This is a genomic window from Moraxella sp. ZY200743 (assembly GCF_050885545.1).
GTDB lineage: Bacteria > Pseudomonadota > Gammaproteobacteria > Pseudomonadales > Moraxellaceae > Moraxella > Moraxella haemolytica.
On record NZ_CP091313.1, the window covers coordinates 1,341,763 to 1,361,865 of the forward strand.

The following is a 20,103-nucleotide window of genomic DNA, read 5'->3' on the forward strand; positions in this document are numbered from 1 at the left end:
TATCAAAACCATCATGAATCACACCACCCACATCATCTATGCTGGCGGAACTTTTGGTAGTCATTGCACACCATTATCGCCCTTGCCTGCGGACGAATTTTTGCCAATTTTAAAAACACAATTCTCCGATAAATTACCAAACATCACCATTGATATTTTACCCAATTTACTCATCAAAGACAGTAGTACACTCACTCCAAGTGATTTTGTGCATTTATACAGCTTAATCTTGCAGGCTTATGCGGTCGGTGGTCGGCGTTTTGTACTAATTACAGGCACAGACAGCCTAAGTTTTTTGGCGGCATTTTTAGCCAATGCCTTTAGTGATTTTAAAGACATTAGCCTGATTATTACAGGCAGTATGCAACCATTGTTCATCGCTGACAATCCCATCTACACCATCAATGAGAGTTCAGATGCTTGGGTAAATTTATCAGCAAGCATCATGGCTACAACCGAACACACAGGGGTATTTGTGCAATTTTATCACAAGCTCATGTATGCCCTTGACACCCAAAAGTTAAATAGCCAAAATCACGATGCATTTATTGGCAAATTGGTAAATAATAAAAAAACCGACCAAACGGTTTTTAATCAGAAACCATTCAGCATACAGTCAGTGATTGATGACAGATTGGCTCACCTGCCAAAGCTAATCGCCAACGCCAAACATACGCACATCACTGCCATATATTGCCTTCCCAATGATGTTGCCAACTTAGAACATCAACTAAGGCATCTAAGCGGTAATACCAAGTCAGTCATTTTAATCGGCTTTGGTGCAGGCAATGTGCCATCATCACCCACACTAATTGACCAAATAGTAAAACTTACCCAACAAAATATCCGAATCATCTGCACCACCATGTGTGCTTTTGGTGGCACGACCGCCGACTACGCATCGGGGGCTTGGCAGTATGAATATGGGGTTGAGGCAAGCGATAAAGGCATTGCCGGTATCTATGGTCAGACACTTTGGCAGGTTTTACAACCATGACAGACAATCTAAAACAAACTGCACCAATGGTATTGGTCGTACAACCTAACCAAAAACAGGTGCAAACTTATGCCATTGGCATTGAGTTCATCGGTACAAATTATCGTGGCTGGCAAAGACAGCAAGAAGTAGACAGCGTACAAGCACGCCTAGAATCCGCCATATCCACCATCGCCAATGAAACTGTAGAAGTTATCGCTGCAGGTCGTACCGATGCTGGCGTTCATGCAGGCAATATGATTGCACATTTTACCACCACTGCAAACCGTACTGAGTACAACTGGATGCGTGGGGTAAACACCCTACTACCTGATGACATCGCCTTACGCTGGATTACCCCCATGCCGTCCGATTTCCACGCACGCTTTAAGGCGATTGCTCGTCGCTATCGCTACATCACACTCAATCAGCCTTACCGCCCTGCTATCTTGCGTCATCAGGTAACCCATGTTTTTGAGCCACTTGATATAGATCAGATGGTACAAGCCAGTAGACTTTTGGTCGGCACGCATGACTTTACTAGCTTTAGAGCAGCACAGTGCCAATCCAATCAACCTGTACGCACAGTCAGTCATACCCATCTATTTCAGCATGGAGCATATCTGGTGCTAGATATACAAGCTGATGGCTTCTTGCATCACATGGTGCGAAACATCATGGGAGTACTGTTTGCCATTGGCAAAGGCGAGCTTAAGGCAGATGATGTTACACGATTGATTCATGCCAAAAACCGCTGTCTTGCCCCACCAACCGCCCCTGCTGATGGGCTGTATTTCATCAATGCCTACTACCCCAAGCACTTTCAGGAGTTACTACCAAATGCACCATTGACACCATTATGGCTTGGGCTTTTAGATGATTTTCACATCAACCAAAGATAAGGTCATATAAAGATGGACCAGTCATGTTATTTTATCGCTTGCCTAGCCCATCAGACCGCACTGCACATCTCTAGCAGATACCAACCATCGCATTAAGAAAGCAAGGGTAAAACCTAGCTTTTCATAAAAATATCAGCTATAATACCCCTTTATTTTTTAACTTAATTTGACTTATGGCAAAAAAAGACGACATCATCGAATTTGAAGGCGAGGTAATTGACACCCTGCCAAACACTCTATTTAAAGTCCGCCTAGATAACGGACATGAAATCATTGCCCACATCTCTGGTAAAATGCGTAAGCACTACATTCGCATCTTAACAGGCGATAAGGTGAAGGTTGAGATGACCCCATACGACCTATCTAAAGGTCGCATCACCTATCGTGGTAAATGATCAAAACCCAGTCTTTTGACTGGGTTTTCTTTATAAATCACGATGGCTTGTCTGTGAACTTGGTTGAATATAGCTTAAGTGAGTTTGTCGCTAGCCGTATGTTTGGCAAACCTTGCCAAACATTTAGCATATCATTGTACCACCCCAAACAGAAGGCTTTGCCATTAAAAACCACCCCAAAGGTTAGAGTTTAGATATCTAACTCCAACCTTTGGGGTGTAGTTCAACTTCGGTGGTTTCTTGTATTAGGCAATATTGACTTTTAAGTACACACCGTAAACATCTCTTTTATCCATGCACCAATTGACTTAATTTGTGGCAAACACACCTGATGTGTCATTGGATAGGTGCTAAAAACAGGGGTTAGACCCAAGTTATCTAGCGAATTTTTTGCCTGCTCGCCTAAGATTTTTGGAACAATATCATCATAATCACCATGATCAATTTTTACCAAAATATCGCCGTTCACACCTGCATCTTTGATGCTGTCTTTGGTGGCAAAATAGGTGGATAACGCCAGTAAGCCTGCAATCTGGTATGGTGTGGTAAAAGCATGGTGATACGCCACCGCACCACCTTGCGAAAAGCCTGCAATGATGATATTTTGACTAGGCACACCTTTTTTAATCTCTTGCTCAATCAAATCATCAATAGCACGAGCAGACGATTCAATCTGTGCTGTATCCACCTTTCTATCCAAACTCATCTCGATGATATCATACCAAGCAGGCATCACATAGCCACCATTGACCGTTACAGGAATTTGTGGTGCGTGCGGAAATACAAAACGCACTGATAAATCGCCTAAGTCAAGCTCAGGCACCACAGGTTCAAAGTCATGACCACTTGCCCCAAGCCCATGTAGCCAAATCACGCTGTGGCGGATGGGGGAATTTGTGGGATTATGTTCCACCATGACGCATGATAAAGGCTGATGCTTGACCGATTTGTTCATTTTATTATCCTAATTTTATCTTAACCAATGCACACTAAAACAATTTTAGTCGTACAGTACCCACTCATCAGTAGGTAGTAAATACCGCACCATCATATCACAAAGTCATCATATTTATCCAGATTTGCAAAAACCACATGGCAGGTGGTGAATTTTCCCCATTTTCAACAAAAAATCGTTATAATAAGCACCTTATATTTCATTTTATTTTTAAGGTCAAACATCATGCAGTGGAAAGGTCGCAGACAAAGCAGTAATATTGAAGACCGCCGTGGTAGTACACGAAAAGTCGGTGGTGTGAGTATTATTGGCTTGATTTTAGCACTCATTGTTTGGAAAATTTTTGGTATCAGTCCAGAGACCACCTTGGGCATTACCGAACAAATCACTCAAAATAGCCAAATCACCCAAGCCCCCACCCAAGAAACCGCTGAACAAGCTGAGACTCGTGCTTTCGTTGCCACCGTCTTGGCGGATACCGAAGATGTCTGGATACCGATTTTTAATCAGCTTGGTGGTACTTATCAACCGCCCAAACTTGTCATGTTTAGTGGCACGGTCCAGTCTGCTTGCGGTTCTGCAACTTCAGCCAGCGGTCCTTTTTATTGCCCTGCCGATCAAAAAGTCTATTTAGATACCAGCTTTTTTAAAGCAATGCGTACACAAATGGGCATCTCTGGCGAGAAAAACGCCACCGAGCTTAGCCAAAAAGACCAAGCAGCTGATTTCGCTCAGGCTTATGTCATTGCCCATGAGGTCGGTCATCATGTACAAACCTTACTGGGCATATCAAATCAAGTACGCCAAGCTCAAAGTCAAACAGATCAAGCAACCGCCAATAATCTGTCAGTACGCCAAGAACTACAAGCAGACTGTTTTGCTGGGCTGTGGGCAAGACATAATCATGAACGCACGCAATTTCTACAAAAAGGCGACATTGAGGAAGCTTTAGATGCCGCCGAAAAAATCGGCGATGACTATTTACAACACAAATCACATGGGCACGCCGTACCAGATAGTTTTACACATGGCACAAGCAAACAGCGTCAGCGTTGGTTCTATCGTGGTTTTGAGTCTGGCGACATTAGGCAGTGCGACACTTTCGCTACTCGCCAATTATAATTATAAAAACGCCATCAACTTGTTTTGATAGCGTCTGTATGCTTTTGGTCATGTAGTTCATAAAATTGACAATATATAGCGTATTCCTTAAAGAATACTTTGGCAAGACTGTACTCTTTGATGATTATCTAATTGCCCCCTGATAGAATCAACTGCTTCACGCAAACCATGATACAATATCGTATTTTGTTTACCAGTTGAACAATAAAATGGTAGTATACCACCAGCTCTTTTGTGTTTAAAAACCAGATAAGTAGTACTACCATCTGCCGGTATTTGAAATGCAAATGGTTTAATTATATATTTAATATTTGTGCCATTAAGATAGATTTCAATATCATGATTTCTACATATTTTAAATGTACACTTAGTAATTGCTCAGATAGTATTTTAACTTGTTGTTGCACTTTGTCAGATTGCATCTTTTGTCTTTGCATATACTCTTTAATCCCTAAATACCATGATTTCATTATTAAACCCCATCAATTATTAGTTCAGCTGTTAAAAGACTTGGATAAACATGAATATACTAACCTTACCTGAACCACTAAGTTCACTATTAACTCAGTTTTTAACTCAGCATACCAACTCGCCCATCGTCATTGATCCAAATATTTTAGCTTATCGTTGGGTTGGTAGCAAGCATGGGCAACTGATACCACTTGATGTGGTTTTTGGAGTGGACTTAGATGACCTTATGGGCATTGAGACCCAAAAAGACAAGCTAATTACCAACACATGCCAGTTTCTATCAGGACTGCCTGCCAATCATGTGTTAATGACAGGCTCTCGTGGAGCAGGTAAATCATCATTGGTGCGAGCTCTACTCAAACGCTATCATAGTGCAGGACTGCGAGTCATCGAAGTAGCTCGTGATGATTTGGTACATCTGGATCAAATCCGTCAAGCCATCAAAATATCACAACAAGCAGGTAATACCAACCACTACATCGTGTACTGTGATGATTTGGCATTTAATACTCAAGATGAAAACTACCGCACCCTAAAAAGTGTACTTGATGGTGCTTTAGATAGTGAACAAGAAAGACTGCTTGTGTACGCCACCAGCAATCGCCGCCACCTACTGCCACAGATGATGAAAGACAACATCAATATCTACAACGGTCAGACTGATGAGGTTAATCCCTACGAGACCATTGATGAGACCGTCTCATTATCAGATAGATTTGGTCTATGGCTATCATTTTATCCAATGAATCAAGACACCTATTTAAACATTGTTGCAAACTATCTTACCAAACATGGCTTGGCATTTGACGAGGTGGCACAGCAAGAAGCCCTAAAGTGGGCAAGCACTCGTGGCGGTCGTTCTGGTCGCATTGCTTATCAATTTAGTCGCCATTGGGCAGGCATGAACCAACTACAACAATAACCGCCATACTCATTAACCATACCAATAATAAAAAAACACACCATTAAGATGTGTTTTTTTATTATTGGTATGGTTAAAAAAGGCAATTATGCGTCATAAGGGTCTCTTAGCACAATCGTCTCCGCACGGTCAGGACCTGTTGAGATGATATCTACAGGACAACCAACCAACTCTTCAATACGCTTGATATAAATCTTGGCATTCTCTGGCAAATCTTCAAACTTGGTAATTCCAATGGTTGATTCGCTCCAGCCTGCTAAAGTTTCATACACAGGCTCAACTTTCTCATAGAACTCTGCATCATAAGCCCCTGCACATTCGCCCTCTGGCACACGGTATTTAGTAGCAATCTTAATCTCATCAAGACCATCTAACACATCTAGCTTGGTTAAGCAGATGCCCGACATTGAGTTTAGCACCACCGCACGACGCAGGCTGACTGCATCAAACCAACCGCATCGGCGAGCACGACCTGTAGTCGCACCAAACTCATGACCTACTTTTGCTAGGTGCACACCCACTTCATCAAATAGCTCGGTTGGGAAAGGACCAGAACCCACACGAGTGGTATATGCCTTGGTAATGCCAAGCACATAATCAAAATACAAAGGACCTAAGCCTGTACCTGTCGCTACACCGCCTGCTGTTGTATTTGAGCTGGTAACAAATGGGTAAGTACCATGATCAATGTCAAGTAGCGTGCCTTGTGCTCCCTCAAACATTAAGTTTTCACCAGCATTACGGCGTTTTTCTAGTTCATCAGTCACATCAACAACCAAATCCCTAAGTTCATCTGCCCACACTTTGCACAGCTCAAGTGTTGCATCATAATCGATGGCCTCCACCTGATAATATTGAGTTAAGGAAAAGTTATGATATTCTAACAGTGCTTCTAGCTTTTGGGGCAAATCCGCTCTAAATAGGTCAGCCACTTTTAAGGCACGGCGAGCCACTCTGTCTTCATAAGCAGGGCCGATGCCACGACCTGTTGTGCCGATTTTGGCATCGCCACGCTTTAGCTCACGAGCTTGGTCTAGTGCGGTATGATATGGCATGATGAGTGGGCAAGCAGGCGAGATACGCAGACGCTCACGCACAGGCACGCCTTTTTCAATCAAGCCGTTCATCTCTTTTAACAATGCATCAGGGGCAAGCACAACGCCGTTACCAATAAAACAAGTAACCCCCTCACGCAAGATGCCAGACGGGATTAAGTGAAGTACAGTCTTCTCGCCACCAACAACCAATGTATGACCTGCATTATGACCACCTTGATAGCGTGAGACTGCTGTTGCTTTTTCGGTCAAAAGGTCAACAATCTTACCCTTGCCTTCATCGCCCCATTGGCTACCCAATACTACGACATTTTTACCCATAATCTTTCTTCCTCAGTTAACAATCATTCTAATTCTGTTGTATCGCCAATCATAGCAATAATAAAAAATTATTCAATCGGTGCCATCAAGCCACTAGTCATCACCAACCAACTGTACCACCCACACTCCATCATCAAGGTGTAATACGCCATCAATCATTTGCGGTTTGTCATCAAAGGATAGTGGCTTGATAACGATACAGCCCTCATCTTGAAGTGTAGCAATTTGTTTGTCTAGGTCGTCTTTTTGGTCATTATCGGCACGGCACAAATCATCATAATCCACTACAATCACAGTATCTTCTTGTAGTTCAACATATTCAAGCAGGCGATTCATATCCATACTAAAACCTGTTGCCTGTCGCCCTGCTCGTGCACAAAAACGCCCACCACGCACCAAAGGTTGTGTCTGTGCGATGACCGAACGATTCAAATAAACATTAAACACAAGTCCTGTATGGTAGTGATAACCAGACAGCTCAGTAATATCAACACTAACGCTCATGCCCAGTGCTTTGATGTGCGATGACAAAGTGGCAATCTCAGTCGCCGCTTCAACAATCGGCGTGCTATCTTGAGCTTTTTTGGATAATTTTGACAATAGATTGTTTGCATCAGGTATGGCATCTTGGGCAAGCGTGTGCTGAGCAAGCACCAAAAAATCTACCCCACCTTCAATAGATAGGCACAATGTCTCAAGTTCGGGCAAATCTTTTTTGATATACAACGACATAAGCGTATCAATGACCGACTCTTCGGTATGATGTAGCGTGCATAACGCATCAAAAATCACCACATGACCAACATCAATATGCAGATTATCACGGCTCATGCCGATCTCATCGGTCAATGCCACCAATAGATCAATGAGTGCCATCTCGGCATTGACATGGCTTATCCCAAAAATCTCCGCCCCTAGCTGAAGTGGTGTACGCAGTCCAAACAGTCCATTAGGCAGCGTCTTAACCACCTGACCAATATAGCAGTAACGACTCACTCCATCGCCATGCTGTGCGTCAATACGAGTAATCTGTGGTGTAATATCCGCTCGCACGCCCATCATGCGACCTGTGAGCTGATCCACCATCTTGAAAGTCTGACGCTTTAAATCCTCATCAGCACCACCAAGCAAAGTCTCGGTATATTCAATCAAAGGCGGTGAAACCAACTGATAACCATTGGCAGTTAGAACAAATAGTAGTGCATCTCGCAGACTTTCTTGTTTTTGAGCATCTTTAAATAATACATCTACCACGCCATCTGGCAAAAGCCAGTTTTTGGCATCAGTACGCTGTAGGCTAGTCGCCATCGTGCAGGTCGGCACAACAAACCCCTATTCATTAGTGATGGATGAATAAATAAAAATAGCAAGTCATCACTTGCTAGAAAAAACACCCTACGCTTATAAAAAGACCATTAGGATTTTGATTGGTTTTTTCCTCCTTAGTTTATCATTAAATTACTAATACGACTAGGCTAAATTATAAATTATTTTAACAAAGTATCACTCAAACAACGATTTTTTAGAATCTTTCTAAACATACAGCCCAATCAACCACTGGGTAATTTTATGGTATTTATACAATACCCACCTTTAATCATCATTACCAATTCGTTAATTTATGATGAAAAGTGGCGTAAATATTGCTATAATACGCCGATTTGCATCACATTATTTTACACCAAGGGGAGTAGCCATGCCGAATAAGCACCACACGGACGATATGAACACCCCCAAATGCGATACCATTGAAGAGTATCTCAATGCACCAAACGAACCATCAAGACGCCCTACTACACCAACCGATGATGAACTGACCGAAGAGTATGATGAAGAGTTGTCATTAGACAGCCAAGACAGCTACATCTATGGCGATGCTGATGCCACCGATGAAGACACCATCGAAATCATGACGGTGTACGACCCAGATGCCGATCGCTTTGAAGACCTAGAAGACTCTGGCGATAATGAAACCATTGTCTGCTATTCTTATTCTAGAAAAACAGGCGAGCCCATAGAGCAGTTGCACATTGATGATGTCAGCCGTGCCTTAACCAACAACAATCAATTTATCTGGCTTGGTCTGTATGATCCTAGCATTGAGACCGTTCAAGAAGTCAAAGATGCCTTTGACTTACACGAACTTGCCTTAGAAGACGCCCTTGCTGAACACCAACGCCCAAAGGTTGAAAGCTATGGTCATGATATGATTTTTGTGGTGGTGCGTACCGCAAAACTTGAGGACAATCAAATCCGCTATGGCACAACAGCCATATTTATGGGAAAAAATTTCATCATTAGTATTCGCCGTGGTGCTTCCAACTCTTACGCACCTGTGCGTGAGCATTATCATCGCCGCCCAGAACGCCTAAGATTAGGACCGATTTTCGTCTTGCACGCCATCTTAGACTTCATTGTTGATAATTATTTACCAATCACTGACCGACTGGGGAATTATTTGCGTGAACAAGAAAGAAATATTTTTTCATCAGAATTTAGCCGAGAAACACTAAAAAGTTTATACGAATTAAAATCTCAGCTCGTCCATATGCGTGCGGTCATTTTGCCCGTACAAGATGTCTGCAACTTTTTTATCAATCACAAAAAAAACGAACTTATCTCAGCATTCCCTGTTGCTGCTCAGCCCTATTTTCGTGATGTCAACGACCACCTACTACGCTCACTTGATGCGGTAAACGGATTAAATGAAATGCTCTCTGTCGCCATGAATACCTATACCACGATGGTAACCATGGGACAAAACGATGTCGTGCGTAAACTTGCTGCATGGGCGGGTATCGCTGCCGTACCAACAGCAGTGGCAGGCATCTATGGCATGAACTTTAAGTTCATGCCTGAATTGACTTGGCAATATGGTTATTTTATCGTCATTGGGGCGATTTTACTCATCTGTATTTATCTTTACTCTAAATTCCGCCGTGCTGGGTGGTTATAGTCAAAACCCTTTTTCTCGGTAAGATACTGCCAATAACGGCGTGGCATTTGGGCGATGTGGTGCTTGGTGTTGATACGCTCTTTGATGGTAACATGGCGAAAATATGCCTGCCATAACCTTTGGTAAATTGGCTCTTTTTCGCCATGAATGGTGCTTGAATCGTCTAAAAGCCTTTGATCAATATCTACCACCTCACGCACACCTGCCTTAGGATTGGTGTGGTCATAAAATATCCCATAGCCTCTCACCACATCAAAGATTAGCCAGCTTTGATCAGCAAACCGTTTAGCAAAAAAATCCCCAATTAACGGCAAGACATTAAAATCAGGATTAACCTTAGCAAAATACACATCATTATCCGTACATTCAAATCGTACGAATGCTTGCATACGATGCCTCTCCCGCCCAACTTTCTTGATGCACTGATGAACCACCAAGACATCTGGGTGAGCATAATTTTGCATGACATTTTTGTTGGGATGATTAAGCTGATGCACCACCACTGATAAAAGATGTGTGTAGATTGTCGCATCTTCTGATAAAAATGCCCAAATCACTTGCCTTAAATCTAAAATTTGCCGAATTTTATCCAGTACACGCAAAGCTTTCTTTTCATCTGTTGGTACTTGTAGCGTGGTCAAAAAAAGATGGGGTATCTCATCATGCTTTGCAACAACAGTAATATGTCGCCCAATCAATCTATGCTCATAAGCATAAAACACCGCCGACAGCCAACCCTCAAAACTCCCATCAAAGACCAACGCTACGCCATCATCACCGAACAAATCAACCACAGCCACACCTTAAAATAAAGACAACTGCCCAGTACGCTGTTCACCAAATTTTGTGGTGGTCTGCCCCATCAGAATCTCTCGAAAATTCTCACGAGTCAGTTCGTTTAAATAAGGATTGGGCGTATTTAATGCCACAAAATATCTGGCACGATTGACCGACGCTCCCATTTGTTTGAGATGTTCAAGGGTAAGCGAAGTAAACTTACGAGCCTTAATGATTTTTTTGGCGGTACACACCCCAATGCCTGGCACACGCACAACCATCTGATAGGGTGCTGTTTGGATATTGACAGGGAAGTGTTCACGATGACGAATTGCCCATGCCAGCTTTGGGTCAAATTGTAAATCCAAAAAAGGCTGACCGGCATCAACAATCTCATCTGCCTCAAAGCCATAAAATCGCATGAGCCAATCTGCCTGATACAGACGATTTTCCCGAACCAATGGTACAGGCGTATTGACAGCAGGCAATCTGTCATCAGCAAGCATCGGTACATAACCTGAGTAGTATACTCGTTTTAAATCATATTTTTGATAAAAATGGCTTGATAGTCGGATGATTTGATGGTCTGTCTCGCCTGTTGCTCCGATGATGAACTGTGTGGACTGCCCTGCTGGGGTGAATTTTGGGGTATGTTTATGTACCTTGCGTGAATCCTTGAACTGTACGATTTGTTCTTGGACGGTTTGCATGGGTGTTTTCATGTCGTCATGGTTTTTTTCAGGAGCAAGCAATGCCAAGCCTGACTTGGTGGGGATTTCCATATTCACTGACAATCTATCGGCATACAACCCAGCCTCTTTCATCAATTCATCAGATGCCCCTGGAATGGTCTTTAAATGAATATATCCATGAAAGCCATGCTCGGTACGCAAAGTCTTGGCGACACGCACCAACCGCTCCATTGTATAATCCGCACTCTTAAAAATACCAGAACTTAAAAATAGCCCTTCGATATAATTTCGCCGATAAAACTGCATGGTTAAATCTACAACCTCCTCCACCGTAAAAGCAGCTCTAGGGGTGTCATGGCTACGCCTAGAAGTGCAGTAGGCACAGTCATATATGCAGTAATTAGTGAACAAAATTTTTAATAAAGACACACATCGCCCATCTTCTGTATAGCTGTGGCAAATACCTGACTTTGAAGCATTTCCCAAGCCACCTTGATTTTTACGATTGCCACCACTTGATGAGCATGAGACATCATATTTGGCAGCATCGGCAAGAATGGATAATTTTTCTTCGATACGGATATGATTCATGGATTTATTGGCTATTATTCTAATTGCTGAACTAAAAATTATGTTATGTTTGATATTTGAACTTTTATTATTATCATTGCACCATCGTCATCACTTGATACATACCTGTGCGATACAAGATGATTACTTATTACCATAAATGGGTATCAGCACTCATGAATTAAAGCGGTTCATGAGAGTTTATTAGGTTATTTTTTGTTAAAAAATTATCATTATTATGAATTTTTGTTTTTATTAAGGGCAATTCCACCCAAAATCCACTAGTACCCTACCAAATCCATCATCAAGTGGAGCGACCACTTCTACCCTATTTCCCCTCATGTCATCAAATGCCAAACGATGAGCGTGAAGCAACAACCGTGATACGCCAGTAAATGCTGCCACCGCACGATTTTGAGCGGTATCGCCATGCGTAGTATCGCCCACAATGGGGTGAAATAGGTGAGTCATGTGCCGTCTTAGCTGATGCTTACGCCCCGTAATGGGAGAAAGTTTCATGAGTGAATAGCGAGAAGTTGAGTAGCGTGGCGTAGAAACAAAGGGCATCTGAGTGGTTGCCAAACATTCATAGTCTGTGATTGCCGCCTCTGCGACTTTATCCACCTTAGCAAATTTATCAGCAATTTTATCCAGTCGCACCTTTAAGGGATAGTCAATCCGTCCGTTACCCGTCAGATGACCACGCACCACCGCTAAGTAGGATTTATCCACTGTATGAGTCTCAAACTGTGCCGATAGCACTCGTGCCGTCTCGCTAGATTTGGCAAACAGTAACACCCCCGATGTTGGGCGATCTAGGCGGTGCACAGGATAAACATACTGCCCCAACATATCACGCAAAGTTGTCATCACAAAGACGGTCTCATGTTTATCCAACCAAGAGCGATGCACAAGCATGCCGGCAGGCTTATTGACAACAACCAACTCGTCATCTTGATATAAAATTTCTAACATCACAACCCCACCAACCGACAACACAGCGTATCATATGCCATCTTTTCTTGCACATTTTGCCCCACAGCCACCATCATCTCATCAAGACTGGCTAAAAACGCCTCTATTGCAGGCAAGTTTAACATCTGCTGACTCATCAAGGCTTGAACATCAATATCAGTATGGCGACTGTCCAAACCCAAGCCTAATCGCACTAAGTCATTTAGCATCAGTCGTGTCAGCACCACAAAATCACCAAAACCCATCACACCCTGCCAATAATCACTTGCTGCAATGGGCGTTCTTGTTCCACTTCTAAGAGCAAGCCAAGTTTTTAACCAAAGCGTCCGTTGATTAAACCATGCCGTCTGTGGCAATTTTACCGCCTTTAACACCGCCCCATCTGCCAAATCCAGACATAAGCGTGAGAGTGATTCATCACCCAATTCATCAGTTACAAACTCCAATGCCTGTCCATAATCAATACGATTTAATGGCAGATTTTGCACACGGCTTTTGATGGTGGGTAGCAATCTGGCAGGATTGTCGCTAATTAACATTAAATGTACGCCAGCTCGTGGTTCTTCTAAGGTTTTAAGCAGAGCATTAGCCGCCCCCACTGACAGGCTTTCTGCATGGTCAAGTACAATAAGTCTCACACCTCGACCTTTGATATGGCTATACTCTTGTAAGTCTCTCACCTCATCAATCTTAATAGAAGCTCCATCCACCTCCTCACTTGTTGGCAAGCTCCCTGATGGAAGCACCATCAAATCAGGGTGCGTACCAGCAACAAGCCAAGTACAGCTCTCACATAGCCCGCACGCCCCACTTTCATGCTTATTTTGACAAAGTAGCCATGCCATAAATCGCCAGACAAATGCACGCTTACCAATGCCTGCCATACCACTTGCTAAAAGTCCGTGTGGCAGTTTACCATCATAAAACTGGCGAGTAGCTTGTTCCCAAGCCTGTTTTTGCCAAGCAAGTAATGGGGTAAAATAAGGTAGCTGTTCCTGCTCATTCATGAGATGACATCCATATAGGTTTCTTGATGAAATCTTAATATCACACTCTTAAAGTCAAACATCATTACCCCACTCCTTAAAACTTCAAAAGCTCATCTACCGCCATCGCATTTAACCTGTCCAAATCCTCTTTTGTATCAACCCCTAATGGCAGGGCAACTTTGGCAACATCAATGGCAATTCGCCCCCCATTTTCTAAAATACGCAACTGCTCTAGACTTTCTAACTTTTCAAGTTTGCCTTGCTCCCATCCGCTAAATTCTTTTAGCAGTCTGACACGATAGGCATACAACCCCAAATGGCGATAGGCGTTTTTTGGCACATTGCCAAGCTCACCTATCAAACTACCATCTCTATCGTACGGAATGGGACTGCGACTAAAATACAAGGCTTGATTACCCGCCTTAACCACTTTAACCACTGAATTTTTATAAAAATTCTCAAAATTATCAATGACCTCGCACAAAGTTGCCATCATACAATCAGGATTTTTTAATAAAAGATTTTTGGTTTGCTCTAAGAGTAAAGGTGGAACAAGCGGTTCATCGCCTTGCATATTCACCACAATGTCATCATCTGCCAGACCCAAAAGCTCTACCACCTCGCTTAATCTGTCCGTGCCTGATGCGTGCTCACCTGTCATCACAACAGGCACGCCTGCATCTTGACACACTTGATAAATCCGCTCATCATCAGTCGCCACACACACGCTATCAGCAAAAGTCGCCTTCATCGCTTTATCCACCGTCCACAAAATCATTGGTCTACCATGGATTTCTAGTAAAGGTTTGGCAGGCAGGCGAGTAGATTGATAGCGAGCAGGAATGACAATATGGGTTTTTGGATTGGCTTGCACGAATAACTCCTTAAAGTCATGTTAGATTTTGTTTAAAACAACTTTTGATCATGTGTATTACGGCTATCTTTTAAAAGATTTGATGAATTGAATTGGGCGTTGTTTTTAAGACAGTGTATTTTTTTATAAGGATAACTTATGATGACAGCTCTTGATAAAAATGCGTACAACTTTTGATTTAAAAGCCACCTTTTATCATAATCATGCAATATCAAATCTATCCAATACCGCATCCATCTGCCGATAGACACTCTCTGACAGTACCATTTGCACAGGCAACACCCAGATATTATCAAAAATAGCATGGGGGATATCTTTGGCAAGTTCACGCAGTTTGACAGCGTCTTTGGTGGTGGTGATAACCGGTAAATCAGTCAAATCCAACAGATCATCAATATCAAAGGCGTGATGGTCACCAAATGGCTTCTCTACCACTTCAAAACCCAAATCTGACAAGGTTTTAAAAAATCGTACAGGATAACCAATACCACTCACAGCATAGATTTTTTGGGGCATTAAAGATGTATCGCTCGCCAATAGTGGTATGGGACGACCAGAGATTAGGTGCATGAGTAGAGCATCGTCAGCATACCGCTCGGCTCGGCTATCATGATAGATAATGGTCGCTCCTGTCAGTCGGTCAAGCGGTTCACGCAAAAATCCCTGTGGAAAGAGTTTGCCATTACCAAACCCACGCATGCCATCAACCACAATCCATTCCACATCACGGTGTAAGGCATAATGCTGTAAGCCATCATCACTGATAATCAGCTGTAAATCAGGATAACTTTCCATCAGTAAGTCAATCGCCTGTCCACGATTTGCCCCCACCGCCATCGGCACAAAGGTTTCATTCACAATCAAACATGGTTCATCGCCCACCTCTTTAGGGGTGCTGTTTTTTTGCACAAGGGTGGGATTCTTAGATTCTCGCCCATAGCCACGACTAATCACACCCACCTTTATGCCTTTTTGTTGCAAATAACGCACAAGTGCGATAATCAGTGGAGTCTTACCACTACCGCCTACTGTGATATTCCCAATCACCATCACAGGAATTGGGGCGTGATATTTGGTAAGTGTATGATTATCATACAAGGACTTACGCACACGACCCACCACGCCATACAATGACGACAGAGGGGCAAGGGTATTTAACCATGGGGACTGAGTCTGCCACGCCTGCGTGATAAAAAGTTCGGCTTTTTTCATGCCAGACCGCCCTGATTCACTTCGCTTATTTGCTCATCAAAGGTGCGTTCATACATGGTGCGATACATACCACCTTTAGCAAACAGCTCATCATGCGTACCCATCTCCACAATCTGCCCATTATCCATGACAACAATGCGGTCAGCATTGGCAATGGTAGATAAGCGATGGGCGATGACCAGAGTTGTCCGCCCTGCCATGACTGTCTGCAGTGCCTTTTGGATGTAGTATTCAGATTCGTTATCCAAAGCAGATGTCGCTTCATCTAAAATAAGAATCGGAGCATCTTTTAATAAAGCCCGTGCGATAGAAAGTCGTTGACGCTGACCACCAGAGAGCTGAAGACCATCAGCACCAATAAAACTGTCGTAGCCGTTAGGCAGTGCCATAATAAAATCATGAGCATACGCATCTTTACTCGCCTGCACTATGTCATCAAATGGCTTATCAGCGAGCAAACCATAAGCAATGTTGTGAGCGATACTGTCCAAAAATAGCGTAACTTGCTGATTGACTGTCGCAACCTGCTCACGCAAAACAGACAGCTTAATCTCGTCAATGGGTATGCCATCTATCAAAACCTGACCACTTGTAGGACTAAGCGTACGAGTCAGTAAATTCACCAGTGTGGTCTTGCCAGAACCTGACCGCCCCACAACCGCCACCGTCTCGCCTGCCTTAATAGATAGATTTAAGTTTTTAATCGCCTGCGTACCACTGTCATAAGTTAAATTAACATCACAAAAATCTATATCACCCACAATGGCAGGGGTTAATAACCCTGTATCATGCTCTTCTGGAGTATCTAATAATTCAAAGATAGACAGTCCTGCAGCAATACCCCTCTGAAGTTTTTGGTTGACATCGGTCAAAGCCTTGACAGGGCGAGCCAATAGTCCTGCTGCTACTAAGTATGATGCAAACTCACCTGCACTGGTATCACCCAACACTTGTGGACGCAAGGATAACCAGATAACAAAGCACATACCCACCGCCATGAGTAACTGGATAAGCGGTGTGTTAATGGCAGCTAAAATGGTGATTTTTAGCCCCTTATTTAAGTTTTCTAAAGAAGCCTTCTCAAATCGCTTAGATTCATAAGCCTGACCGCCATAGTTTTTGACCACCTGATAACCTGTAATGGCTTCATTGGTGATGTGGCTGACCGCACTCATCGTATCTTGAATGTCTATAGATAAAGTAGCAAAACGCCTAGAGACTTGCTTAATCAACCAAAAAATCGGCGGAACAATCACCATTAACACCAGCGTAAGTCGCCAATTGGTATAAAATAAAAAGCCAAACAAAGCAATAACTGTTAGACCATCTTTTAATAGCGTTATGATGGATTCGGTGGTGGCCGCAGTTACCTGTTCCACATCAAAGATGAGTTTAGAAGAAATTGTACCAGCAGGGTTTTTTAGATAAAAATCAGCAGGTAGCTTGAGTAGCTTTTTAAATACTTCCACTCGCAGACTATATACCAAACTCCTTGCCATTACCGCTGCATAATAGCTACCCAAAAATGCCCCAACCCCACGAAATACAAACAATAAAATTACCAAAAACGGAAACCAAAACTTGCGTACATTATCGTTGTTATTAATCGCCTCAATAATGTATTCAAAAAGCTTGGCACTCGCCACCTCACTACCCGCACCAATGGCAAAACCAATCACCACCAAAACAAATGCCCACCAATATGGTTTTAGATACGACATCAGTCGGACAAAGATGGCAAACTTATCAGCACGCTCAAAAACTTGCGGTTTAGCGGATTTTTCTAAGGCAGTATTCATGGTATGTTTGCTTGATTAGGCGATGGATTTAGGTAGGGTTGACCAACTGGCTTGGGATAAATTTATTAACTCAGCTGACCCAAGCCAACCAGACAAGAACATAAAAAAGTCGCAGGCGACCGATTAAGGCAGTGGCATAAGATGACAATTACTGTAAGCCAAAATGGGTTAATAATCCTTGTAATTCATCATCGTCATGGAAAAATATTTCCACGCTACCACCACCATTTTTGCTTTGTTTGAGTTTGACCATTGCCCCTAATACCTCAGACAGCTTTTGATTGAGTAGGATAATCTCATGATTATCAGCATTGGCAGGCTTAGCAGGCTCTGGGTTTAAGATGGATTTGACTAATCTTTCAGCATCACGAACCGTCATCTTAGCATCAATGATTTTTTTGGCGATGATGGGCTGTTGTTTGGCGGACAATGACAATAAAGTGCGTGCATGACCCATATCAAGCAGACCTTCTTGCATATATTCTTTGACTGTGTCGTGCAGGTTGTTCAATCGCAGTAAATTAGATACAGTAGCACGAGCTTTGCCGACCACATCAGCAATCATTGCATGGCTCATGCCAAATTCGGTATGAAATCTCTGTAAAGCAGCGGCTTGCTCTAGGACATTTAGGTCTTCACGCTGAATATTTTCAATCAGTGCTAAAGCAATCGCCACCTCATCAGACAGCACCCGCTCAATGGCAGGAATGCTATCAAGCCCTGCCATTTTTGAAGCTCGCCACCGGCGTTCGCCTGCAATAATCTCATGGGTAACGCCCTGCTTTTTTTGCTCACCTGCCAACAATGGACGAATGACTATGGGCTGCATGACACCATGTTGACGAATAGAATTGGCAAGCTCGCTTAGCGTCTCTTCGTTCATCTTTTGGCGTGGCTGATATTTGCCTGATTGTAAACAAGCAGGGTTGATTTGAATTAAGGCGACTCGCTCAATATCATCGGTTATGCCACTTTTTTTAGCCTTGGCTTTTTTCTTGGATTTTTTGATTTTATTCAAACCAGCGGACTTGCCCTTCGTCTCATCATCAAGCAAGCTAAAATCTACTTTATCCGTAACTTGCTCTTGATTAGGCGTGGCTGTAGTAGGTGCAGATTCAATAATCTGCCGTTCTTGCTTAATCTTGCCCATCAGGACATCTAATCCACGCCCTGTACTAAGTCCGCGTTTTTTCATGCTATTTTCCAAGTCAAACCACATGGCACGCCTACGATGCCACTACTAAAATCAGCCCAAAGTTGATATTCTAGCACAGTTTTTGGCTGTTTGTCATTTACCAGTCAAACTGGACTCGTACTTTAGCTTGGAACCGTTCAGGTTCTTGTGTCTGCTCCACCACTTCATTCATCAGATGATGATAAGCGATTGCCCCTTTTGACGACTTTTCGTAGCCAAAAATTGACTGTCCAAAACTTGGTGCTTCAGCAAGACGCACGCTTCTTGGGATTGCCGTTTTATATAAAAGCTCACCAAAATAATTTTCAAGTTCTACAGAAACATCTTGAGCAAGCGTATTTCGCCCATCATACATGGTGCGAACCACACCACGCACCTGCAAATCAGGATTGATATCTTTAAGTCGTTTGATGGTGTCAATCAAATCCACCACACCCTCAAGAGCATAATACTCACACTGCATGGGAATGATGACATTCTTAGCGACAGCAAAGGCGTTAATCGTCAGCATGCTAAGGCTTGGAGCACAGTCCATAATCACATAATCATAGCCAAATTTTCCACTTTTTTTAGTGGTTTTAAAGGCTTTTTTTAATAAAAACGGTGCATCTTCCACATCAGCAAGCGATACATCAATACCTGCCAAATCACGGTTTGATCCCACGACATCAAAGCCTGCTGGTGCATTTTTTTGTATGACTTTATGTAGTTTTACACCATCAAGCAACACATCAACAATACTCGCCTCCAACTCATTCTTATCAAGCCCTGCCCCTGTGGTGGCATTGCCTTGCGGGTCTAAGTCAATGAGCAATACTTTGTATTTGCCAATCACGGACAATGCCGCTGCCAAATTGACCGCCGTAGTGGTTTTACCCACTCCGCCTTTTTGATTGGCAATTGCGATAATTTCCATACGATACCTTAAAATCTACCTGTTGTATT

Annotated in this window: 18 protein-coding genes; 6 read left to right on the forward strand and 12 right to left on the reverse strand. The window is 42.9% G+C overall.

Features of this window, described 5'->3' with window-relative positions; translation table 11 throughout:
* Positions 1-13 precede the first annotated feature (13 nt).
* The 3 genes from L3D27_RS06480 (at position 14) to infA (ending at position 2,273) form a co-directional block, all read left to right on the forward strand.
* Positions 14-997, forward strand: a complete 984-nt coding sequence (locus tag L3D27_RS06480; protein ID WP_432480680.1) for an asparaginase domain-containing protein — start codon at positions 14-16, stop codon at positions 995-997.
* A gap of 26 nt (positions 998-1,023) precedes the next feature.
* Positions 1,024-1,878, forward strand: a complete 855-nt coding sequence (gene truA, locus L3D27_RS06485; RefSeq protein ID WP_432481888.1) for a tRNA pseudouridine(38-40) synthase TruA — start codon at positions 1,024-1,026, stop codon at positions 1,876-1,878.
* Between the two features lie 173 nt (positions 1,879-2,051).
* The gene (gene infA, locus L3D27_RS06490; RefSeq protein WP_029102801.1) at positions 2,052-2,273 is read left to right on the forward strand and encodes a translation initiation factor IF-1; all 222 of its coding nucleotides are present in this window, start codon (positions 2,052-2,054) and stop codon (positions 2,271-2,273) included.
* A gap of 262 nt (positions 2,274-2,535) precedes the next feature.
* On the opposite strand, the gene L3D27_RS06495 is transcribed toward infA, so the two are convergent.
* Entirely contained in the window at positions 2,536-3,228 is a 693-nt protein-coding gene (locus L3D27_RS06495; protein WP_432480681.1) for an alpha/beta hydrolase, read from the reverse strand.
* 225 nt (positions 3,229-3,453) lie between these two features.
* Here L3D27_RS06495 and ypfJ point away from each other — a divergent pair, with 225 nt between their 5' ends.
* Complete coding sequence (gene ypfJ, locus L3D27_RS06500) at positions 3,454-4,350, forward strand: KPN_02809 family neutral zinc metallopeptidase (RefSeq protein ID WP_432480682.1); 897 nt, start codon at positions 3,454-3,456, stop codon at positions 4,348-4,350.
* A 520-nt stretch (positions 4,351-4,870) separates the two neighbouring features.
* On the forward strand, positions 4,871-5,743 hold the full coding sequence (locus tag L3D27_RS06505) for an ATP-binding protein (protein ID WP_432480683.1): 873 nt from the start codon (positions 4,871-4,873) through the stop codon (positions 5,741-5,743).
* A gap of 86 nt (positions 5,744-5,829) precedes the next feature.
* Here L3D27_RS06505 and L3D27_RS06510 read toward each other — a convergent pair whose 3' ends face one another.
* Complete coding sequence (locus L3D27_RS06510; RefSeq protein ID WP_284672944.1) at positions 5,830-7,119, reverse strand: adenylosuccinate synthase; 1,290 nt, start codon at positions 7,117-7,119, stop codon at positions 5,830-5,832.
* A gap of 93 nt (positions 7,120-7,212) precedes the next feature.
* Complete coding sequence (locus L3D27_RS06515) at positions 7,213-8,442, reverse strand: ATP phosphoribosyltransferase regulatory subunit (RefSeq protein WP_432480684.1); 1,230 nt, start codon at positions 8,440-8,442, stop codon at positions 7,213-7,215.
* A 373-nt stretch (positions 8,443-8,815) separates the two neighbouring features.
* Between L3D27_RS06515 and corA the strand changes: the two genes are divergently transcribed.
* Positions 8,816-10,075, forward strand: coding sequence for a magnesium/cobalt transporter CorA (gene corA / locus L3D27_RS06520; protein WP_432480685.1), 1,260 nt, complete (start codon positions 8,816-8,818; stop codon positions 10,073-10,075).
* Here the strand turns inward: corA and L3D27_RS06525 are convergent.
* From L3D27_RS06525 to L3D27_RS06565, 9 genes are all read right to left on the reverse strand, one after another.
* Entirely contained in the window at positions 10,042-10,869 is an 828-nt protein-coding gene (locus L3D27_RS06525; protein WP_432480686.1) for a TIGR03915 family putative DNA repair protein, read from the reverse strand. The genes corA and L3D27_RS06525 overlap by 34 nt on opposite strands.
* A gap of 9 nt (positions 10,870-10,878) precedes the next feature.
* A complete protein-coding gene (locus tag L3D27_RS06530) occupies positions 10,879-12,135 on the reverse strand; it encodes a putative DNA modification/repair radical SAM protein (protein ID WP_284672947.1) in 1,257 nt (418 codons plus the stop codon).
* Positions 12,136-12,369: 234 nt separating this feature from the next.
* Positions 12,370-13,089 (reverse strand): tRNA pseudouridine(65) synthase TruC, encoded by a 720-nt coding sequence (gene truC, locus L3D27_RS06535; RefSeq protein ID WP_284672948.1) that lies wholly within the window; start codon positions 13,087-13,089, stop codon positions 12,370-12,372.
* Positions 13,089-14,096, reverse strand: a complete 1,008-nt coding sequence (locus L3D27_RS06540) for a DNA polymerase III subunit (protein WP_432480687.1) — start codon at positions 14,094-14,096, stop codon at positions 13,089-13,091. Before L3D27_RS06540 ends, truC begins: the two co-directional genes overlap by 1 nt.
* 76 nt (positions 14,097-14,172) lie before the next feature.
* Positions 14,173-14,952, reverse strand: a complete 780-nt coding sequence (kdsB, locus tag L3D27_RS06545; protein WP_432480688.1) for a 3-deoxy-manno-octulosonate cytidylyltransferase — start codon at positions 14,950-14,952, stop codon at positions 14,173-14,175.
* A 201-nt stretch (positions 14,953-15,153) separates the two neighbouring features.
* Positions 15,154-16,164, reverse strand: coding sequence for a tetraacyldisaccharide 4'-kinase (gene lpxK, locus L3D27_RS06550; RefSeq protein WP_432480689.1), 1,011 nt, complete (start codon positions 16,162-16,164; stop codon positions 15,154-15,156).
* Entirely contained in the window at positions 16,161-17,963 is a 1,803-nt protein-coding gene (msbA, locus tag L3D27_RS06555; RefSeq protein ID WP_432480690.1) for a lipid A export permease/ATP-binding protein MsbA, read from the reverse strand. The genes lpxK and msbA overlap by 4 nt, the downstream gene beginning before the upstream one ends.
* Positions 17,964-18,111: 148 nt before the next feature.
* Positions 18,112-19,158, reverse strand: a complete 1,047-nt coding sequence (locus L3D27_RS06560; protein ID WP_284672952.1) for a ParB/RepB/Spo0J family partition protein — start codon at positions 19,156-19,158, stop codon at positions 18,112-18,114.
* 97 nt (positions 19,159-19,255) lie between these two features.
* A complete protein-coding gene (locus L3D27_RS06565; protein WP_432480692.1) occupies positions 19,256-20,074 on the reverse strand; it encodes a ParA family protein in 819 nt (272 codons plus the stop codon).
* Positions 20,075-20,103: the final 29 nt, after the last annotated feature.